14 protein-coding genes and 1 tRNA gene are annotated in these 21459 nt (G+C 70.6%); 9 read left to right on the top strand and 6 right to left on the bottom strand.

Going from position 1 to position 21459, the window contains the following annotated elements; genetic code table 11:
- Positions 1 to 4: 4 nt before the first annotated feature.
- A complete protein-coding gene (uriT, locus tag IZR02_RS00190) occupies positions 5 to 1414 on the bottom strand; it encodes an MFS transporter (protein ID WP_025105170.1) in 1410 nt (469 codons plus the stop codon).
- A gap of 131 nt (positions 1415 to 1545) precedes the next feature.
- Between uriT and IZR02_RS00185 the strand changes: the two genes are divergently transcribed.
- Entirely contained in the window at positions 1546 to 2547 is a 1002-nt protein-coding gene (locus IZR02_RS00185; RefSeq protein WP_161973058.1) for a LacI family DNA-binding transcriptional regulator, read from the top strand.
- 3 nt (positions 2548 to 2550) lie between these two features.
- On the opposite strand, the gene IZR02_RS00180 is transcribed toward IZR02_RS00185, so the two are convergent.
- Positions 2551 to 3483: a nucleoside hydrolase gene (locus IZR02_RS00180; protein WP_025105168.1), complete on the bottom strand. Its 933-nt coding sequence runs from the start codon at positions 3481 to 3483 to the stop codon at positions 2551 to 2553.
- 49 nt (positions 3484 to 3532) lie between these two features.
- Between IZR02_RS00180 and IZR02_RS00175 the strand changes: the two genes are divergently transcribed.
- The gene (locus tag IZR02_RS00175; RefSeq protein WP_025105167.1) at positions 3533 to 4393 is read left to right on the top strand and encodes a ribokinase; all 861 of its coding nucleotides are present in this window, start codon (positions 3533 to 3535) and stop codon (positions 4391 to 4393) included.
- A 22-nt stretch (positions 4394 to 4415) separates the two neighbouring features.
- On the opposite strand, the gene IZR02_RS00170 is transcribed toward IZR02_RS00175, so the two are convergent.
- From IZR02_RS00170 to IZR02_RS00155, 4 genes are all read right to left on the bottom strand, one after another.
- Positions 4416 to 4883: a hypothetical protein gene (locus IZR02_RS00170; RefSeq protein WP_025105166.1), complete on the bottom strand. Its 468-nt coding sequence runs from the start codon at positions 4881 to 4883 to the stop codon at positions 4416 to 4418.
- Between the two features lie 64 nt (positions 4884 to 4947).
- On the bottom strand, positions 4948 to 11577 hold the full coding sequence (locus tag IZR02_RS00165; protein ID WP_217316537.1) for a DUF7507 domain-containing protein: 6630 nt from the start codon (positions 11575 to 11577) through the stop codon (positions 4948 to 4950).
- Between the two features lie 225 nt (positions 11578 to 11802).
- A complete protein-coding gene (locus IZR02_RS00160; protein WP_025102898.1) occupies positions 11803 to 12264 on the bottom strand; it encodes a hypothetical protein in 462 nt (153 codons plus the stop codon).
- A gap of 84 nt (positions 12265 to 12348) precedes the next feature.
- Positions 12349 to 12430 (bottom strand) — tRNA-Leu (locus IZR02_RS00155).
- A gap of 144 nt (positions 12431 to 12574) precedes the next feature.
- On the opposite strand from IZR02_RS00155, the gene IZR02_RS00150 reads away from it, so the two are divergent.
- Genes IZR02_RS00150 through pknB form a run of 7 tightly spaced genes read left to right on the top strand, consistent with a single transcriptional unit; the run spans position 12575 to position 21453 of the window.
- On the top strand, positions 12575 to 13300 hold the full coding sequence (locus tag IZR02_RS00150) for an FhaA domain-containing protein (RefSeq protein WP_025102897.1): 726 nt from the start codon (positions 12575 to 12577) through the stop codon (positions 13298 to 13300).
- Positions 13297 to 13818 (top strand): FHA domain-containing protein FhaB/FipA, encoded by a 522-nt coding sequence (locus IZR02_RS00145; RefSeq protein WP_025102896.1) that lies wholly within the window; start codon positions 13297 to 13299, stop codon positions 13816 to 13818. The genes IZR02_RS00150 and IZR02_RS00145 overlap by 4 nt, the downstream gene beginning before the upstream one ends.
- Before the next feature lie 7 nt (positions 13819 to 13825).
- Positions 13826 to 15130: a PP2C family protein-serine/threonine phosphatase gene (locus IZR02_RS00140; protein ID WP_025102895.1), complete on the top strand. Its 1305-nt coding sequence runs from the start codon at positions 13826 to 13828 to the stop codon at positions 15128 to 15130.
- A complete protein-coding gene (locus IZR02_RS00135; protein ID WP_025102894.1) occupies positions 15127 to 16512 on the top strand; it encodes an FtsW/RodA/SpoVE family cell cycle protein in 1386 nt (461 codons plus the stop codon). Before IZR02_RS00140 ends, IZR02_RS00135 begins: the two co-directional genes overlap by 4 nt.
- A gap of 1 nt (position 16513) precedes the next feature.
- Positions 16514 to 17968, top strand: a complete 1455-nt coding sequence (locus IZR02_RS00130; RefSeq protein WP_025102893.1) for a peptidoglycan D,D-transpeptidase FtsI family protein — start codon at positions 16514 to 16516, stop codon at positions 17966 to 17968.
- Positions 17965 to 19716: a serine/threonine-protein kinase gene (locus IZR02_RS00125; protein WP_254385409.1), complete on the top strand. Its 1752-nt coding sequence runs from the start codon at positions 17965 to 17967 to the stop codon at positions 19714 to 19716. Before IZR02_RS00130 ends, IZR02_RS00125 begins: the two co-directional genes overlap by 4 nt.
- 45 nt (positions 19717 to 19761) lie before the next feature.
- The gene (gene pknB / locus IZR02_RS00120) at positions 19762 to 21453 is read left to right on the top strand and encodes a Stk1 family PASTA domain-containing Ser/Thr kinase (RefSeq protein WP_025102891.1); all 1692 of its coding nucleotides are present in this window, start codon (positions 19762 to 19764) and stop codon (positions 21451 to 21453) included.
- Positions 21454 to 21459: the final 6 nt, after the last annotated feature.

Below are 21459 nucleotides of genomic sequence, written 5' to 3'. Positions count from 1 at the left end.
CGCCTCAGCGGGTCAGCTCGGCATGGACGGGCTTCGGGATGAAGAGGGAGAACGTCAGCGCGCCGGCGAGCACGACGGCACCGGTGAGGAGCGCGGCGACGTAGCCACCCGCCGCGTCCCCGCTGCCGCCGAACGACGTCTGGGCCGCGTAGATCACGACGAAGCTCAGCCCGGCCCCGAGGTTGATCGCACCGGTGTTCAGCCCGGGGAGGGAGCCCGGCTTCTCCGTGGGCGACAGCACGACCCCCAGGCCGTTCAACATGATGTTGCCGATGCCGGCGTAGGTGATGCCGGCGGCGACCGAGAGGAACAGCAGGATGATCCGCGACGAGGTTCCGACGTTCGCGACCATCAGCACGAGCACCACGATCGTGCCGACCAGCCCGATCCGCAGCATCGCCCGGTAGCCCACCGTCGCGGCGAGCCGTCCGGTGAGGGGTCCCATCAGCAGGCCCGCCAGCGCGTACGGCATCAGGATCCAGAACGACACCTCCTCCGCGCTCATCGCGAGTCCCATCGCGGTGTCCTGCGCCAGTGCAGGGACCACGCCGTTCATCACCGCGAAGATCCCGGAGAGTGTCAGCAACGATGTCGCGGAGAGCGCCCAGGTGGCACGCTGCTTCAACTGGGCGGGCGAGACGAGCGGGTCCCGCAGCGCACCCTCGAGCTTCCAGAACGCGAGGAAGGACACCACGGAGACGACGGCCAGCACGACCACCAGGAGCACGTCCGCCTCTGCGAGCTTCCCGAGCTCGTTCAGGGCGATGAGCATCGATCCGACGGAGACGACCAGGAGCAACGACCCCCACCAGTCCATGCGCGGGCGGTCCTCCGCCATCGTCTCCGGGGCGAGAAGGCGCACGACGAGTGCCGCGACCACAGCGACGCCGGCCATGGTCCAGAAGATCGAGGCGAAACCGTGGTTCGTGGCGAGGTAGCCGCCGAGCAGCGCGTCGCCGCCGGCGATCCCGCCGTTGACGGCTGTCACGACGCCGAGCAGGGTGCCGTACATCTTCGGGTCGCTGACGGCCGCGCGCAGCATGATCAGACACAGCGGGACGACGGGACCGGAGACACCCTGGATGAGGCGGCCGACGAAGAGCATCGGGACGTTGGTCGCGAGCGCCGCGACCACGCAGCCGACCGCCATCACCACGAGCATGCCGACGAGCACCCGGCGCCGTCCGATGAGGTCGCCCAGCCGCGGGAGGAAGAGGGTGAACAGGGCGGCGGCGGTGAAGAACACCGTCTGGGTGGCGGCGATCTCGGAGGCCGTCGCGTCGAGCTCGCGCTCCATCGTGACCAGCGCCGGGCTGAGCATGCTCGCGTTGAGCTGGAACGCGAGGCAGGCCGCGAGGAGGGCGACCATCAGGGGCGCGACGGCCGTTCGGGGCCGGAGGGCGGTGGTGTGCATGTCGTACTCACTTCTTCGTGTCGGTGCGGGGGCGCCGGAATGCGTAATCCTTTACGCGCGGCTTATCTTGGGAGTCGAGGCGCCGATGTCGGTGCCCGTCGGGAGTCGAGGTGCGGATGAGGAAGCCGTCGGTGACGCTGCACGATGTGGCAGCCGCGGCCGGGGTGTCGATCGCCACGGTGTCCCGCGCGCTGAACGGCAAGGAGCGCGTGTCCGGAGCCACCGCGGAGCATGTGGCGCGGGTGGCCGAGCAGCTCGGCTACCGGGTCAACCTCATCGGCCGCGGTCTGCGCGAGGGCACGGGCGCGACCATCGGCGTCGTCGTCCCGGTGATCAGCAACCCGTTCTACGGCGAACTCGTCCACCGGCTCGAGGACCACCTGCAGCGTCGCGGGTTCGATCTCGTCATCGCGGACTCGCACGGCGATGTCGACCGCGAGCGCGCCCGCCTGCGCATGCTCGTCGAGCGCCGTGTCGAGGGGGTCTTCGTCGTTCCGTCCGACGCGGAGCTGTCCTTCGACGCCGTCGCCGACACCGCCCAGCGGCTCCCGCTGGTCCAGGTCGACCGGCGGGTGCTGGACCTCGATGCCGACTTCGTCGGGGTGGACAACGATCATGGCATCGGGCTCGCCGTCGACCATCTGGCCTCCCGCGGCGCCTCTCGCATCGTCCTCGTGTCGGGCAACGACGTGACGTCGGTCGGCCGCGAGCGCCGCGCCGCGTTCGAGTCGATCGTCCGTGCGCGGTCGCTGCCGGTGGAGGAGAACGTGTTCGGCGAGTACCTTCTCTCCTTCGGAGAGTCCGCCGTCGCGCGGCTGCGGGCCCGCGGTCCGCTTCCCGATGCGATCGTCGCGGGGGACGACCTGGTCGCCGCGGGCGCGATCGCCGCGTTGAAGCGCGCAGGCCTGCGCGTCCCGGGCGACATCCTCATCACAGGGTTCGACGGCACCATGCTGGCGGACGTGTGCGAGCCGCGGCTCACGACCGTGGTCCAGCCGTTCGACGAGCTCGCCGCGGAAGCGGTGGAAGCGCTCGTGCGGCGGATGGACGATCCGGAGACGCCATACGCCCTGCGGCGCGTGACGCCGACTCTGCGCGTGGCGGAGTCGACGTCTCCCCCGCCGGGCGCGTGATCGTCAGGCCAGCGCTGCGACGGCATCCGTCACCAGATTCCAGAAGGCCGGCACGTCCAGGGTCAGCGCGATGTCGGCGTTGGGCTCCTTGCCCAGCATGTCGTGGAGGTCGACGCAGGTCGCACCGGCCGTGAACTCGCCCGCCGTCTCGATGTCGACGTGGCAGCGCTGCACGGTGGCGACGGCGCGATCGATCGCGATGGCGACGGTGATCGGGTCGTGCAGCGGCCCCTCCGGCATCCCCTCGGCCCGGTCGTACGACGCGGAGAAGAAGCGCAGCAGCTCGACACCGAACGCCGCCGTGCGGTTGCCGACCGCCGCGATCCGCTGCACGACCTCCTCGGTGATGAGGGCCTGATGGGAGATGTTGAGTCCGACCATGGTGAGCGGCAGACCGGACGCGAACACGACCGCAGCCGCCTCGGGGTCGGCCCAGGCGTTGAACTCGGGGTAGGCGCCGACGTTGCCGCGCCCGGTCGATCCGCCCATCCAGATGATCTCCTTGATGTTGCGGGCGGCCTCCGGGTACTGCTGGAGCAGCAGCGCGATGTTCGTCAGGGGGCCTGTGGGGATCACCGTGATCGGCTCCGCGGACGCGTTCAGGGTCTCCGCGAGGAAGTCGACGGCGTGCCGGGGGTCGAGCGGCACCGTGGGCTCGGGGAGGACGGGTCCGCCGAGGGCGTTGTCGCCGTGGATCCAGGCCCCCGGCGTGAGCTCACGGCGAAGCGGCTTGTCGGCCCCCGCCGCGACCGGCACGCCGGTCACGCCCGCGACCGTGAGGGCGATCTGGGCATTCCTCGTGGTGTGCTCCAGGTAGCCGTTGCCGCCGACGGTGGTGACGCCGCGGAGGTCGATCTGCTCGTTCCCGGCCGCCAGCCAGATGGCGAAGACGTCGTCGTGGCCGGGGTCGCAGTCGAGGAGGACGGGGACGGGCATGGGGTGCTCCTTTGCAATCGGGTGTGCGTAAACGTTTACACTCTTTCTCATGAACGTCAAGCCGGACGCCGTCCTCGCCCCCGCCCTCGTCGTCGTCGGAAGCGCGAACGTCGACCTCACCGCCTTCGTCGACCGGCTCCCGACCGCCGGGGAGACGGTCGCCGGGGGCCGACTCTCCCGCGACCTCGGCGGCAAGGGCGCCAACCAGGCCGTCGCCGCCGCGAAGCTGGGAGGGCGGGTCCGCATGGTGGGCGCGGTGGGGGCGGACGCCGACGGCGCCTGGATGCGCGAGGAGCTCGCGAGGGCCGGCGTCGACACCACCGATCTCCGCCAGGTCGCCGCACCCACCGGGACCGCGCTGATCGTCGTGGACGCCGAGGCCGAGAACCAGATCGCGGTGTGTCCCGGCGCGAACGAGCTCGTCTCCCCCGAGGGCGTCGCCTTCGCGCCGGACGAGGCCGTTCTGCTGCAGCTGGAGATCGCGCTGTCCGTCGTCGAGAACGTGGTCGCCCGCGCCGAAGGGTTCGTCGCGGTCAACGCCGCCCCCGCACGGCCCCTCCCTGACGCGCTGCTCGAGCGGGTGGATCTGTTCATCGTGAACGAGACCGAGCGCGAGCTGATGCCGGAGCTGGCGGATGCCGCACTCGTCGCCGTGACCTACGGCGCCGCGGGCGCGGCCCTGTTCCGCGGCGGCGAGGAGATCGCCCGGGCGGACGGCGTGCCCACCCGCGCCGTCAACACCGTGGGCGCGGGGGACGCCTTCTGCGCCGCGCTCGTGCTCGCCCTGCAGAGCGGACTCTCCCCGCGAGCGGCCCTGCAGACGGCCTGCGCGGTCGGCGCGGCCGCTGTCGCGGACCTCTCCTCGCAGCCGCCCTTCGAGCCGCTCGCGCGCTACGTGCCCGTGTCGTAGCGGCCCCGCGACCGGGATCGGGTCAGGACGCGGCGCCCGCTCCGCGCAGCGCGCAGCGGAGGTCGCTCGGCGGCACGAAGTCCGCGGTGAGGGACCAGTCGGCCTCCTCGCCGGCGGGGACCTCCACCGTCGCTTGACCGGACCCGACGACCGTGGCCGCATCGGTGGTGAAGAACACGGTCACGACGTAGGTCGCGTCCGCGTCCGTGGGATTGCCGACCACGCCTTCCGCCGTCCCGCCGTCGTCCTCCGTGGTGCAGGTCGTGATCTGGGTCCCGGCGCGCACCTCCGGGGCGTCCGGCACGTCCTCCGGCACGCTCGTCGCTCCGACGACCCCCTCGTCCTCACCGGGGATCTGCGGCGCCCCCTCCGCGGCCGTGCGCGTCGGGGCCGGCTCCTCGGCGGCGGGGGAGCAACCGCTGAGCAGGAGACCGAGGATCAGGATCGGTGCCGCGAGGCGCGAAGTGCTGCGGTGGCGTGTGGACATCATGGGCTCCTCCTTCGACCGGGATCGCCCGTGGCGGGTGGACGCACCCGCCACGGACGACGCTCGGTCAGCGCTGTTCCTGCTCTTCCTCTCGCCGTCGCACCCGCGTGAGGCCGAGACCCAGGCCGGCGAGGACCATCACTCCGCCCAGCAGCAGGCCGCCGGCGGCGAGCGTCCCACCCGTGACCGCGAGCCCGGTCGGCGGCGTCGGCACCACGCGGGTGACCGTCTGCGAGGTCGGCGGATCGATCGGCCCGCCCGGCGTGTTCCCGCTCACGGTTGCGACGTTGCGGACCTCACCGCGACGCACGTCGGCGGCATCGATGGTGTGCGGCGGCACGGTGCACGTCATCCGCTCCCCGGAGGCGAGGCTGGTCGCCGGGCAGGTCACCGGGCCCGCGGTCGGATCGGACACGACGATGTCGGAGACCGTCTGCGCCCCGATGTTGCTGACGACGATCGTCCACTCCACCCGGTCGCCGAGGTCGACGATCCCATTGCCGTTCACGTCCACGGTCGTCGCGCGCTTCTCGATCGCAAGCTCGTTCGTCCCGTCGAAGGGCACCTCGACGGTCGACGGCGGCGACACCGGCGGCGTGCCCGATGGCGGTGTGCCGGTGGCCGTGGCCGTGTTGGTCAGCCGGCCGGAGTCGACGTCCGCCTGCGTCGTCGTGTACGTCGCCGTGCAGGTCACGGTCTGCCCGGGGATGAGGCGCGCGGCCTCATCGGGGCAGGAGATGGCCGAGAGGTCGCCCTCTCCGGAGAACTCCGTCTCCTCGACCGCCACGTCGCTCAGCGTCACGTTGCCCGTGTTGGTCACGACGAAGGAGTACTCCAGCGTCTCCCCCACGGTGGTCATCACGGCCGGGGTCGCGGACTTCACGATGCTGACGCCCGGGGTCGGCAGCGCGGGGACGCGCGCCTCGGACGGCGGCGACACCGGGGGCTGCAGGTCCCCGGGCGGCACACCGGTCGCGGTCGCGGAGTTCGTCACCTGGCCGGCGTCGATGTCCTCCTGCGTCAGCACGTACGTCGCCGTGCAGATGAGCTGGGCCCCGGGGGCCATCGACGCGGTCCCGGCCGGGCAGTCGATCGCCGACAGCGCACCCGTCCCGGAGAAGTCGCCCTCGGTGATCGCGACATCCGTCAGCGTGACGTTGCCGGTGTTGGTCACGACGAAGGAGTAGGTGATGTCCTGGCCCACGACGTAGGCCGCCGCCGTGTCGGGGCTGGCCGACTTCACCACGGCGATCGCCGGGTTCCGGTCACCGGGGACCTCCACCGTCGACGGAGGCGTGAGCGGCGGTTCGCTGGTCGGCGGACCCGTCGGCGGCTCTCCTGTCGCGACGGCCGTGTTCGTGAGTCGCCCGGCATCCACATCCGCCTGCGTGACCACGTACGGCGCCGTGCAGGTCACGGACGCACCGGGGGCCAGCGAGGCCGCCGCGGCCGGACACGTGATCACCGGCGCGGTTCCCGTCCCCGAGAACGACACCTCGTCCACACCGACATCCGTCATCGTGACGTTGCCCGTGTTGGTGATGAGGAACGAGTACGTGATCGTCTGCCCTGCGGCGCTGATCCTCGTGAGGTCCGCGGTCTTCGCCACCGTGAGGGCCGGCGACCCGTCCGAGGGCACCTCGACCGTCGAGGGCGGCGAGACCGGCGGCTGCCCCGACGGCGGTGTCCCCGTGCCGGTAGCGGTGTTGGTGACGCCACCCGCATCGATGTCGGCCTGCGTCACGACGTACGGCGCGGTACACGTCACCTCCGCTCCCGGAGCGAGGGACTCCGCCCCCGCGGGACAGGTCACCACCGGCGCGGTGCCGGTGCCGGTGAACGAGACCTCGTCCACCCCGACATCCGTCAGCGTGACGTTGCCCGTGTTCGCGAGGAGGAACGAGTACGTGATCGTCTGGCCCGCCGCGGTGATCTCGGTGCGGTCGGCCGTCTTCGCCACGGTCAGCGCGGGAGCCGGGTCACCGGGGACCAGGACGGTCGACGGCGGCGACACCGGGGGCTCGCCCGAGGGCGGCGTGCCGGTCACGGTCGCGGTGTTCGTCACCCCGCCGCCGTCGAGGTCGGCCTGCGTCACCACGTACGGCGCGGTGCAGGTGACCTGGGCTCCCGGCGCGAGGGACGCGGCGCCCGCCGGACACGTCACGACCGGAGCCGTGCCGGTGCCGGTGAAGCCCGTCTCGTCCACCGTCACGTCCGCGATCGTCACATTGCCCGTGTTGGTGACCAGGAAGGAGTACGTGATCGTCTGACCCGCTGCGGTGATCGTCGACCGGTCGGACGACTTCACCACCGACAGGCCCGGCGACGGTTCCGACGGCACCTCGACCTCGGACGGCGGCGACACCGGCGGCTCCCCCGACGGCGGCGTGCCCGTGGCGGTCGCCGTGTTGGTCACTCCGCCCGCGTCGATGTCGGCCTGGGTGACGACGTACTCCGCGGTGCAGGTGACGTCGAGCCCCGGTGCGAGCGAGGACACCGCAGGCGGGCACTCGACCACCGGCGGAGTCCCCGTACCGGTGAAGGAGGCCTCCGTCACCTCGATGTCCGTCAGAGTGACGTTGCCGGTGTTCGCGACGACGAACGTGTAGGTGATCGTCTGGCCCGCGGCCGTGATCTCGGTCCGGTCCGCCGTCTTCGACACCGTCAGCCCCGGCGACGGCTCCGACGGCACCTCGACCTCGGACGGCGGCGACACCGGCGGCTCCCCCGACGGCGGCGTGCCCGTCACCGTGGCGGTGTTGGTCACCCCACCCGCGTCGATGTCGGCCTGGGTGACGACGTACTCGGCGGTGCACGTGACCTGCGCGCCGGGAACCATCGTGGCGGCACCCGCCGGACAGGTCACCACCGGGGCAGGACCCGTACCGGTGAAGGTGCCCTCCTCCACCGTGACGTCGCGCACCGTGACGTTCCCGGTGTTCGTCACGAGGAAGGAGTAGGTGATCGTCTGCCCCGCTGCCGTGATCTCCGTCCGGTCAGCGGTCTTCGTCACGGTCAGCGCCGGGGCCGGGTCGCCGGGGATCTCCACCGTCGTCGGCGGCGACACCGGTGGCGTCCCCGACGGCGGCGTGCCCGTCGCCGTCGCCGTGTTCGACAGCTGCCCGGCGTCGATGTCGGCCTGCGTCAGCGTGTACGTGGCGGTGCACTCGACCTGCGCCCCCGGCGCGAGCGATGCGGCCCCCGCGGGACACGTGATCGCCGACACCTCTCCCGAGCCCGTGAACGCCGTCTCGTCCACCGTCACGTCGGTGAGGGTCACGTTGCCCGTGTTCGTCACCACGAAGGTGTAGGTGATCTCCGTCCCCACCGTGTAGCCGGCGGCGGTGGAGGGATCGGCCGACTTCACGACCGTGATGCCGGGCGTCTGGATCGACGGCACCTCGACCTCCGACGGCGGCGACACCGGCGGCTCGAGGGTTCCGGGCGGGTCGCCCGTCACGGTGGCGGTGTTCGTCACGCCGCCTGCATCGATGTCGGCCTGCGTCACCTCGTAGGTCGCCGTGCACGTCACCTCAGCTCCGGGTTCGAGGGACGCGGCCGCTGCGGGGCAGGTGACGACGGGAGTCGCACCGGTACCCGAGAACGACACCTCGTCGACGGTCACGTCCGCGATGGTCACGTTGCCCGTGTTCGTCACGAGGAACGAGTAGGTGATGACGTCCCCCGCGGCGGTGATCTCCGTCCGGTCGGCCGTCTTCGCGACCGTGAGGGCGGGCGCGCCGGGCACCGTGACGATCGCCGTGGAGGGCGCCGACACCGGCGGTTCGAGGTCGCGGGGCGGCGTGCCCGTCGCGGTGGCGGTGTTGGTCACCTGACCCGCGTCGACGTCCGCCTGCGACGCCTCGTAGGACGCGGTGCAGGTCACCTGGGCGCCCGGAGCGAGTGCCGCCGCGGCGGCGGGGCAGGTGATCTCCGGCGCCGTGCCCGTGCCGGAGAACGCGGTCTCGGTCACGGTGATGTCGGTGAGGGTCACATTGCCCGTGTTCGTCACGAGGAAGGCGTAGTCCACGGTGGCCCCGGCGGCGGTGATCGTCGTCGGGTCGGCCGTCTTGACGAGGGTGATCGCGGGCGTCTCGTCCGCGGGGACGACCACGGTCGAGGGCGGCGACACCGGCGGCTCGCCCGTGGGCGGCTCGCCGGTCACGGTCGCGGTGTTGGTCACCCCGCCCGCGTCGATGTCGGCCTGGGTCACCACGTAGGGCGCGGTGCAGGTCACCTGCGCACCCGGGGCCAGGGAGGCGGCGGCCGCGGGGCAGGTGATGACGGGAGCGGTACCGGTGCCGGTGAACGACGTCTCCGTCACCCCGACGTCGTCGATGGTCACGTTCCCCGTGTTGCTGATGAGGAACGAGTAGGTGATCGTCTGTCCGGCCGCGGTGATCTCCGTGCGGTCCGCCGACTTCGCCACCGTGAGCGCCGGGGCGGCGGTGACGGGGATCTCGACCGTGGACGGCGACGACACGGGTGCCGCGCCCGTCGGCGGCGTTCCCGTCGCGCTGGCCGTGTTCGTGAGCGCCGAGGTGTTGTAGTCCGCGGCCGTCACGGTGTAGCTCGCGGTGCAGGTCACCTGCGCTCCCGGAACGAGGGATCCGGCGCCGGCGGGGCAGGTCACGTCGAGGGCTCCGGTGCCGGAGAAGGACTCCTCGTCGATGCTGACGTTCGTCAGGGTCACGTTCCCGGTGTTCGTGACGAGGAAGGAGTAGTCGATGGTCTGCCCGGCGCCGGTGATCGCGGTCGTCTCGGAGCGCTTCTCCAGCGAGATCGCCGGAGCCGGGTCCACCGGCACGCGCACGGTCGACGGCGGAGACACCGGAGGCGTCAGCGACCCGGGAGGCACACCGGTGGCGGTCGCCGTGTTGCTGACCGATCCCCCGTTCACGTCGGCCTGGGTCAGGGTGTAGCTCGCGGTACAGGTCGCCTGCGCGCCCGGGGCGAGCGGTGCCGTCGGACATACGGCCGCCGAGAGCGTCCCGGAGCCCGTGAACGCCGTCTCGTTCACCGCGATGTTCGAGACGGTCACGTTGCCCGTGTTGGTGACGATGAACGAGTAGTCGATCACCTGTCCGACCGTGAAGTCGTCCGGTCCGGACGGGGTCGCCGACTTCACGACCGTGAGCGCCGGGGTACGGGTCGTCGTGACCGTCGCGGTGCTCGGGTTGCTCTCCACGCCGGTGTTGGCCTCGGAGGTTCCGGTGGCGAGCGCGGTATTCGTCACCGTGCCCGCGTCGATGTCCGCCTGGGTCAGCGTGTACGCCGCCGTACAGGTGGTGTTCTGCCCCACGGCGAGCGTCGTCGCCGCACAGTTCACCGCCCCGAGCGTCCCCGTACCGCTGAACGCGGACTCGCGGATGCCGAGCCCCGAGACGGCGACGTTGCCGGTGTTCGTGACCGCGAACGGATAGGTCACCGTGTCCCCCGCCGCGCTGGCGGTGGTCGGCGTGACCGTCTTCGTCAACGCCAGAGAGGGCGCCGGAGCCGTGATCGTGACGGCGTAGTCCTCCACCTCACCCGGACCGCCCGTCCCCGTCGGCGTCGCCGTGGTCAACCCCGTCCCGCTCTGGATGCGGAATCGGGCGAACGTCTGCCCGCCCACCGTCTGCGAGGCGATGCCGGACCAGTTCAGTGTCACGGATGAGCCGTCCGCCGTGCCCGCGGGGACCGTCGCGGTGGCGCCCTCGTTCGCGTCGAACACGCCGTTGCGGTTGAAGTCGATCCAGCCGACCAGGGTTGCCGGCACTCCCGGCACCTTGTTCGACGCCAGCACCGACACCGAATAGGTGTTCGTCACGCTGGCCATGATCGGCCCGAACGACGCCACCCCCGTCTCGTCGTTGATGGTCTGGTTCGGGGCCGTGCCGCCGACCACGTTGTCGCCCGTCGCGTTCGCGCTGTACTGCATCGCCGTCTCGGCATCGGCCGACCAGCCCAGATACGTCGCCGCGTTCAGCTCCTGGGAGACCGAGCCGTAGCTGGCCGGCGCATCGCCGAAGTCGTCGGGGATGGTCGTACAGGAGGGGTTGAACCCGTCGATGCCCTCGCCACCGCTCTGCGCCCGGTAGCCGCGCACGACGATGTCGCTCGTCCCGGTGGTCCCGGCGGGGCCGCATCGAGGGGTCGGCGTGTTGAGGCCGCCGTTCGTGTTGAAGTTCTGCCCGGCGGTGAGGACGGTGGCGGAGGCCGCGAGGTCGATCCGCAGCTCCCCCGCGGCGGTGAAAGTCATCGGACGGCACGTGATCTGCACGGACGAGGGCCACCGCGCGCCGTTGTCGCCGACGAAGGTGGTGCCGGTGATGCGGTGTACGAAGGTGTTCGCCGGACACGTCGCCGTCTGCACGTTCCCGCGACCCTGGTCGTAGACCGGCCCCTCGATCCACGTGGGGTTAACCGTGGAGGTGATGACCCCCGCATTGCTCACGGTGATCGACGAGCACTGGAGGCTGAAGCGCGTGAGGATCGAGTTCGCTGAGGAGCCCGGCGCGTCCGCGGAGCGGTTCTCCGTCCGCACGGCCGTGAGGACGGAGTTCGCCGGGCACTCGGTGGGGGCGGTCAGATCCTTGTCCGACCCGACGACGGGTCCTTCATACGACACGCCGAGGTACAGCTGAGCCGGGTCGCCCGGGGCTGCTGTCGCGGGCACCACGGGCACGACGAGCGATCCCAGCACGAGTGCGAGCATGGTCGCCACCGCCCACGACGTCCGCGGTGATGACCGTGGCCGTCGTCGCGCTCTCCGATCCATCTTCTCTTCTCGACCAGACCGCGTGCGCAGAGAACCCCGCATGAACACTCCCCTGTCCAGATCCCGGCTCACCCGCTCCCCGAGCTGGGATACCGCCGAGGGTAAGGCGAGCGATCAGCGAACTCCAGGGCGACTTTCGTCCCCCCAGGATGAGGACTCAGGTCAGCGATCGGGGGTGGAAGGCGCCTCGAGTCGACGGCGCAGCGCCGTGGCGCGTTCCTCGAGTTCCGCGCGGATCTCGTGGGCGGCGAGCGAGCCACCGGAGAGGAAACCTGCCTCCAGCGCCTCCCGCCACCGACGGTTCACCTCGTCCAGCTCGAGGGTGAGGCGCTCCCTCTCCTCGGCCGAGATCGGCTCCGGCGGGACGGACTCCTCCGCCCCGTCCTCCGGCACGACGTACCACCGGAAATCCTCGCGACCGCGGGCATTGTTGAGACGCCAGAGGAGGAAGAGGGAGAGAAGGAACCCTGCTCCCCCCGTCGCGATCATCACCCAGGCGAACCCGGGCGTCTCGTCCAGAACGCCGATGCCGTACCAGAGGAGCAGCAACGCGGTCAGAGCCAGGGCGCCGGGGAAGACGATGCGGACGAGGACGAGTCCGACGGTGTGCATCCAGGCGCTCATGCGGCAGACCGTTCGATAAGCGTTCGCGGGGAAACAGAAAGAGCCGGTCAGACTCTGACCGACTCTTTCATGAATGTCTCGCTGTGCGCGAGGGGGACTTGAACCCCCACGTCCATACGGACACTGGCACCTGAAGCCAGCGCGTCTACCATTCCGCCACTCGCGCGAGCGTCTCGCTCCGAAGAACTCAACTTTCCGAGGATATCACGCGTTTTCGCCCGCGTTGCACACCCCGGCAGGGGCGTCGGCGGCGTTCCCCCAGGTCACCTGGCTACGATGTCCCTACCGGTCGGCATGCCAGAGGAGCCCAGTGGGACTACTTGACAGCTTTGAGAAGGGTCTCGAGCGCGCAGTGAACAGCGCGTTCGCGAAGACCTTCCGCAGCGGCATCCAGCCCGTGGAGATCGCTTCGGCGCTGCGACGCGAGGCGGATACCACTGCGGCCGTGGTGAGCCGTGACCGCATCATCGCGCCCAACAACTACGTCGTGCGCCTGAGCCCCGACGACGCGGAGCGCATGCGCGGGCTCGGCGGCGCGCTGACGGACGAGCTGCACGCACTCCTCACGAAGCACGCGAAGTCGCAGGGCTACAGCTTCGCCGGCCCCCTGTCCCTCACACTCGAGGCGGACGACAAGGTCGCCACCGGCACCGTGCGCGTCACCTCGGGCACCGTCGAAGGACGCGTGAGCTGGCAGGCCGTGGTCGACGTCGACGGACGCCGGCACACCCTCACCCGTGCCCGCACCGTGATCGGCCGTGGCTCCGACGCCGACATCACCATCGCCGACGCGGGATCCAGCCGTCGTCACGCCGAGATCCTCTGGGACGGCGAGCGCGCGATGCTCCGCGACATGGGATCCACCAACGGCACGAAGGTCGACGGGCAGAAGCTCCGCGAGGCCGCGCTCCCCTCCGACACCACGATCACGATCGGTCGTACCGACCTCGTGTTCCGCATCGTCCCCGTCGCCACCCCGTCGCGGTCGTCGCGCCCCGACGACGACGCGACCCGCGTGTTCGGAGCCCTCGGATGAGTGAACTGGTCCTGCTCCTGCTCCGCATCGGCTTCCTCGTGCTGATGTGGTTCTTCGTGTTCGGGGTCGTCTACTCCCTGCGCGCCGACCTGTTCGGGGTGCGGGCTCGGAAGCTCCCCGCGGAGGCGACAGCGGGAGCACCCGCCGCCGCTCCGGCCGCGGCACCGGCGGCCCCGCCCCGTCCCTCGTCGGCGCGACCGTCGACCGGCCCCGCGACCGTGGCCACGGCGAAGCGCCTCGTGATCACGTCCGGACCGAAGGCGGGTCTCGAACTGCCCCTGGGCTCCGACGCGATGACGATCGGCCGCTCCAGCGAATCCGCCCTGGTGATCCGCGACGACTACACGTCCAGCCATCACGCCCGGCTCCTGCTCCGCGGCGACACGTGGGCGATCCAGGACCTCGACTCGACGAACGGCACGTTCGTGGCCGGCCAGCGGGTGACGGGCGGCCCGGTCTCCCTCAGCCTCGGCACCCCGGTCAAGGTCGGCGCGACGACGTTCGAGCTGAGGGCCTGACGCCGGCATGGTCTTCGAAGGCTCGAGCGCCGCGATCTCCCACACCGGGAAGGTCCGCTCCAACAACCAGGACTCCGGGTACTCCGGGGCGAACCTGTTCGTCGTCGCCGACGGCATGGGCGGACACGCGGGCGGCGACGTCGCCTCCAGCATCGCGATCCAGCGCATGGAGCCGCTGGATCAGCCGTACTCCTCCACGGAGGACGCGCAGGCCGCCCTCCAGGCCGCCGCCACGACGGCCGCGGGCGACCTCATCCGCGCCGCGAAGGATCGTCCCGAGCTCGCCGGGCTCGGCACCACGCTCAGCGCGATCATCATGGTCGACGAGTACGCCGTCATCGGCCACATCGGCGACTCGCGCATCTACCTCTACCGCGACGACGCGCTCACGCAGATCACCGCGGACCACACCTTCGTGCAGCGACTGGTCGACTCCGGCCGGATCACCCCGGAAGAGGCCAGATACCACCCGCGTCGGTCGGTGCTCATGCGGGTGCTCAGCGACATGGACGCCGACCCCGAGCTCGACATGTTCGTCATGCACGCGCAGCCCGGCGACCGCTGGCTGCTGTGCTCCGACGGCCTCTCGGGCGTGGTGGACGAGGCCCGCATCCTCAAGGCCATGCAGCTCGGGCTCGCGCCGGGGCGCACGGCCGACAACCTCCTCAAGCAGGCCCTCGACGGCGGCGCCCCGGACAACGTCACGATCGTGATCGTCGACGTCGGCGGACAGCACCCCGTCCACTCCGGCACGGCCACGATCGTCGGCGCGGCGTCGAACCCGTCCGGGGTCTACGTGCCGCCGGTCCGCGCGCCGCGGAGCAACTGGCTGCACCCGGTGCGGCAGGCCGCGAACGAGCCGAGCCACTTCGAGCCGGCGCCCGAGTACCTCGAGGAGCTGATCGAGGAGGATCGCCGTCGCGCCAAGCGCCGCCGACTGGGCTGGATCGCCGGCGCGGTCGTCGTCCTCGCGATGCTCGGCTTCGCCGCGTTCGCGGCATACAGCTGGACGCAGACGCGCTACTTCATCGGCGCCGACGAGGACAGCGTGGTGATCTTCCAGGGCGTTCAGCAGAACATCGGTCCGATCACCCTGTCGACCCCGGTCGATGACACCGAGATCCTCCTCGCCGATCTACCGCCGTATCAGCGGGCCTCGGTCGAGCGCACCATCAGCGCCCGCTCGCTCTCGGACGCGATGGCCATCGTCGACCGGCTCCGCTCCGGCGCCGAGGCCAACATCATCGAGCAGACGCCGCTGCCCACCCCGCTCCCCTCGCCGAGCGAGACGCCGTCGGGAGGTGCCGGATGAGCACCGACGTCCAAGCCGACACCACCGTCATCAAGGCCCTGCGCCGACTGCGCATGCCTCAGACGCAGCGCAACCGCGAGTTCTGGCTGCTCCTCTTCGCCTGCGCGATCAGCGGCGCCGCCCTCACCCTCGTCCAGCTCGGCGCTCTCGGCACGATCGACCCGATGATCCTGGCGATCGGCGGCGGACTCGCCGCCCTCGCCTTCGCGCTGCACGTCGTGCTCCGCTTCGTCGCCGCCGACGCCGACCCGTTCGTGGTCCCGATCGCGACGCTGCTCACCGGCCTCGGCGTCGCGATGATCTACCGGATCGACATCGCGTTCGGGAACACCGGGTGGAACGCCTACTCCACCAAGCAGCTCGCCTGGACGGCCATCTCGCTCGCCGGTGCGATCGCGGTGGTCATCCTGCTGCGCAACTACCGGATCCTCTTCCGGTACACCTACATCTTCGGCCTCGCCGGCATCCTCCTGCTGCTCCTGCCGTTCGTGCCCGGTCTGCGGATCCCCGACGCGAACGCCCAGGTCTGGGTGTCGCTGGGCGGCATGTTCGCCTTCCAGCCCGGCGAGCTCGCCAAGATCTGCCTGGCGATCTTCTTCGCCGGTTACCTCGTGCGCACGCGGGAGAGCCTGACCTCGGTCGGCAAGCGGGTGCTCGGCATCACCTGGCCGCGCATGCGCGAACTCGGTCCGGTCCTCGTCGTCTGGCTCGTCTCGCTCGGCATCATCGTCTTCCAGCGCGACCTCGGCACCGGAACGCTCATCTTCGGCATGTTCGTGGCGATGCTCTATGTCGCGACGGGCAAGACGAGCTGGGTGCTGATCGGTCTCGGCCTCGTGGTGGCCGGCGTCGCCGCCGCCTCGCAGATCCTCAGCTACGTGCAGGGTCGTTTCATCAACTGGCTGTTCCTGTTCGACTCCTCCAAGGTCGACCCCGACGTCGCCGGCTACCAGCCCATGCAGGGACTGTTCGGTCTCGCCCGCGGCGGCCTCATCGGCACCGGCTGGGGCCAGGGCCGCCCGGAGATCACCCCGCTGGCGCACAGCGACTACATCATCACGAGCCTCGGCGAGGAGCTCGGCCTCATCGGCCTCTTCGCGATCCTCTGCCTCTACATGGTGTTCGTCAGCCGCGGCGTCCGCATCGGGCTCGCGGGTCAGGACGACTTCGGGAAGCTGCTCGCCACGGGACTGTCGTTCACGATCGCCCTCCAGGTCTTCATCATGGTGGGCGGCGTGACGCGGGTCATCCCGCTGACGGGTCTGACCACGCCGTTCCTCGCCGCCGGCGGCTCCTCCCTCGTCGCGAACTGGCTCATCGTGGCGCTCCTGCTCCGCATCTCCGACGGCGTCCGCCGTCAGCCCCGGGTGGTGATCGGCTGACATGACCAAAGAGCTCCGCAGACTCAGCATCGTCATGCTGTTCATGTTCGTCGCGCTGTTCGCCGCGACGAGCTGGATCCAGGTCGTCGAGACCGATGTCCTGTCGCAGAACCCGCACAACAAGCGGACGCGGCTGGACAGCTACGAGATCCAGCGTGGCGCGATCATCGTCGACGGCACCGCCATCGCCAACTCGGTCCCGAGCGACGACCAGTACCGGTTCCAGCGCGTGTACACCGACCCGGGCCTGTGGGAACCCGTCACCGGGTACTTCAACCCCGCCCTGGGTTCGGCCACCGGCATCGAGGAGGCGATGAACGCCGATCTCTCCGGGACCGGCTCGAACGCCTTCTTCGCCGAGATCGAGCGCATCCTCTCCGGCCAGCCTCAGCGCGGCTTCAGCGTCGAACTCTCCCTCGACACCGCCGCACAGCGCGCCGCCGTCGAGGCCCTGGACGGCCTGCAGGGAGCGGTCGTCGCGATGGACCCGAAGACCGGACGCATCCTCGCGATGGCCTCCACCCCGGGCTTCGACACGAACCGCATGGCGACGCACGACGCGAACGCGGCCAACGCCACGTACGACGAGCTGGTGGCCGATCCGGGCAAGCCGCTCTCCAACCGGGCGATCGCGGGTGACCTCAACCCCCCGGGCTCGACCTTCAAGATCGTCGTGGCGGCCGCCGCCTACGCGAGCGGAGACTGGACGCCGGAGTCGACGCTGCCCAACCCGACGTCGTACACGCTCCCCGGCTCGAACAATCGCGTCTCCAACGCCTGGGGAGGCGCCTGCGGTCCCGGGGAGACCGTCACGATCGCCGAGGCGATCCGCCTCAGCTGCAACATCCCCATGGCCGAGCTCGCGGTCGAGCTCGGCGACGACACGATCCGGGAGATGGCCGAGAAGTTCGGCTTCAACCGCAGCTTCGACACGCCCCTCACCTCGACGCCCTCCAGCTACCCCCAGGGCCTGGACGACGCGCAGACCGCGCTCACCGGGTTCGGGCAGGGACAGGTCACCGCGACGCCGCTGCAGATCGCCATGGTCTCGGCGGGCATCGCGAACGACGGCGTGGTCATGAACCCGCAGATGGTGGACGCCGTGATCGGCAACGACCTCTCGGTGATCCGGTCGTTCGAGAGCACCGAGTTCGGGCGCGCGATGGACGCCGACGTCGCCGACGACGTCACCTCCGCCATGGTCGCGAGCGTCTCAAACGGTGCGGCGCAGGGTGCAAGAATAGACGGGGTCGACGTAGCCGGTAAGACGGGAACGGCGGAGAACGGAAACAGGCCGCACACGCTGTGGTTCACGGGGTTCGCCCCCGCGGACGACCCCGCGGTCGCGGTAGCGGTCGTCGTCGAGAACGGCGGCGGACAGGGTCAATCAGGAAGCGGGGACACCATCGCCGCTCCGATTGCGAAGAAGGTCATAGAGGCGGTGCTGGGCAGATGAGGCCGACGCAGGGTGTGTCGTTCGGTGGTCGCTACGAGCTGCAGTCGCGTATTGCGATCGGCGGCATGGGCGAGGTGTGGGAGGCGACGGATCACGTCATCGGTCGCACCGTCGCCATCAAGATCCTCAAGGACGAGTACATGGGGGACCCCGGGTTCCTCGAGCGGTTCCGCGCGGAGGCGCGTCACGCCGCGCTCGTCAACCACGAGGGCATCGCCAGCGTGTTCGACTACGGCGAGGAGAACGGCAGCGCCTACCTCGTCATGGAGCTCGTGCCGGGTGAGGCTCTGTCGACGATCCTCGAGCGGGACGGCTCGCTGAGCGCGGACAAGACGCTCGACATCGTCGCGCAGACCGCCTCGGCGCTCCAGGCCGCGCACGCCGCGGGCCTCGTGCACCGCGACATCAAGCCGGGGAACCTCCTGATCACGCCCGACGGCCGTGTGAAGATCACCGACTTCGGCATCGCCCGCATCGCCGACCAGGTCCCGCTCACCGCGACCGGCCAGGTCATGGGCACGGTGCAGTACCTGTCGCCGGAGCAGGCGTCGGGTCACCCGGCCTCCCCCGCGACAGACACCTACTCGCTGGGCATCGTCGCGTACGAGTGCCTCGCCGGCAAGCGCCCCTTCACCGGCGAGTCGCAGGTCGCGATCGCCATGGCGCAGATCAACGAGCAGCCGCCGCCGCTGCCGCCGACGGTCCCGATCCCCGTGCAGAACCTGGTCATGGCGATGATCGCCAAGAAGCCGGCGGATCGCCCCTCCTCCTCGGCCACGGTCGCCCGCGCGGCCCAGGCCCTGCGTCGCGGCGACCTGAACTCCGCGGCCATCGCCGTGCCCGCCATCGCGACGGGCGGCATCGCCGGCGACGACGACGCCACGCGCATGCTCACCGCGACCGGTGACGACGGCACGACACGCATCCTCCCCACCACCGCGCAGCTTCCCACCGACGAGGCCGCCGCGGAGGAGCAGGAGAAGAAAAAGAAGAAGAAGAGCGCCTGGACGTGGCCGCTCATCGCGCTGCTCGTGCTGCTGCTCATCGTGGCCGGCGGCACGCTGTGGGCGCTGTTAGGACCCCAGACCGACGACGCGGATCCCAAGCCCACCGGGAGCTCGAGCCGCACCCCCACCCAGGTCGAGTCCGAGACGCCCTCCGCGCCGCCCACTCCTCAGGAGACGCGCGTCGACGTGACGGCGCTGAACCTCACCGACATGGACTGCGCCACGGCGACGGCGACGCTCAAGGAGGCCGGCTTCAGCGACATCACGTGCGCCGACGGCGACCCCGCGCCGAGCGACGGCGAGGTGGGCAAGGTCTACCGCGTGCAGCCCTCGGGCAACGTCGCGACGACCACCCCGATCGCATTGACCGTCTACGCCGGCCGCACACCGCTCCCGACGCCCACGGACAAGCCGACGATCACCGGGGACCCGGTCGCGGGCAGCACCGTCACCATCTCCTGGGGCACCGGTTTCACGTGCCCCAGCGGCACGACCCTGTCCGGCTACGTCGTCTCGCTGCAGAACGGCACCTTCGCCGCGGGCGGCCCGAACTTCCAGCCGACCCAGCGCAACGCGCAGGTGACGGTCGGCGACGCCGTGGGCCAGCAGCTCATCGCCACCTACCAGGGCCTGTGCTCGGGTGGGGACCAGCGGACGTCGAACGCCTCGCCGCCCCTGTCCGTCACCATCGTCGCTCCGGAGGACGGCGAGGGTGACAGCGGGGAGAGCACCGAAGGGTAGCCTGAATAGCCAGTCCAGCCGCAGTCGATTCCAGGGGGTTCATCCGTGTCCACAGAGCCACGAGTCATCGCGGGCCGGTACCGCGTCGACGAGCTCATCGGGCATGGCGGGATGGCGAAGGTGTACCGCGGGTACGACCTGACCCTGGGCCGCGAGATCGCGATCAAGATCCTCGATCCCGAGCTCGCCCGCGACACCAGCTTCCGGACGCGGTTCCGTCTCGAGGCGCAGTCGGCGTCCCGCATGTCGCACCCATCGATCGTCCGCGTGTACGACGCGGGCGACCCCTCGACGGTCGACAGCTCCTCCGACGAGCCGCCGTACATCGTCATGGAGCTCGTCAAGGGCACGCTCCTCAAGAAGATCATCGCCGACGGTCCGGTGCCCGTCGAGGACGCAGTGCGTTATGTCGACGGCATCCTCGAAGCGCTCGACTACTCGCACCGCGCCGGCGTCGTGCACCGCGACATCAAGCCCGGCAACGTCATGGTCACCGACAAGGGTCAGGTGAAGGTGATGGACTTCGGCATCGCGCGCGCGGTGTCCGACTCCTCCTCCACCGTCGCCGAGACGACGCAGATCATCGGCACCGCCGCGTACTTCTCCCCCGAGCAGGCCAAGGGCGAGCCCGTCGACGCGCGTGCGGACCTCTACTCCACCGGGGTCGTGCTGTACGAACTGCTGACCGGACGCCAGCCGTTCCGCGGGGAGTCCCCGGTGGCCGTGGCCTACCAGCACGTCAGCGAGACGCCGGTGCCGCCCTCCGAGGTCAACGAGGAGTCTCCCGCGGCCCTCGATCCGATCGTGCTCCGCGCCCTCGCGAAGGACCCGTACCAGCGGTATCCGGACGCCGCCCACTTCCGCGCCGCCCTCGACGCGGCGGTGACGGGTGCGGCACCGACGCGCAAGCAGATCGGCGCGCTGACCAGCGAGCTCTACGGACCCAATCCGCGGCAGGCGCAGGAGACGGCGCGATCGCTCCGTCAGCTCAGCACCGACACCACCATGGCCCGCACGCAGTCGGGGCCGCCCGTCGCGTGGATCTGGGCCGGCGTCGCCCTGCTCGCGGTGCTCCTGGCCTCCGTGCTGTTCTGGGTCTGGACCATCAGCATGCGGCCCGCCGACGTGCCCAGCACCTCGCGCGTCGTCCCGGATCTGACGAACGTCGCCTCGGAACGTGCGCAGGACGACCTCGCGGAACTCGACCTCTCGTCCAAGATCGTCATCGAGTCGAGTCCCTCGATCGCGGAGGGCAACGTCATCCGCACGGATCCGGAGGGCGGGGTGTCCGTGGAGCAGGGCTCGACCGTCACGCTCTACGTGTCCTCGGGCGAGGAGACGGTCGTCGTACCGAAGCTGGAGGGCCTGTCCCTCGATGCCGCCACGAAGGCGCTCCAGGACGCGGGACTCGAGCTCGGCACCGTGACCCAGCGCAACGACAAGGGTCTTGCCGCGAACACCGTCATGACGGCCAGTGAAGAAGAGGATGCCGAGGTGGCCCCCGGCACGGTGGTGAACCTCGAGGTCGCCAGCGGCAAGGTGACGCTGAAGAACATCGTCGGCTGGTCCATGGATTCGGCCACCGAGGAGCTCGAGAGTATCGGGCTCACCCCGGTGCCGACCGAGGCACCGGAGTGCCCGGCGTCGGATCCGGCGACCGTGCACTCGATGTCCGTCGCGCCGGGAGACGTTCCCGTCGGGTCGTCGGTCGAGCTCCGCTACTGCACCGGATCCTGACCCGGA

Source organism: Microbacterium paraoxydans, assembly GCF_019056515.1.
GTDB lineage: Bacteria > Actinomycetota > Actinomycetes > Actinomycetales > Microbacteriaceae > Microbacterium.
The sequence above is the reverse complement of the archived record's forward strand: the minus strand, read 5'-3'. Positions and strand labels throughout refer to the sequence as shown.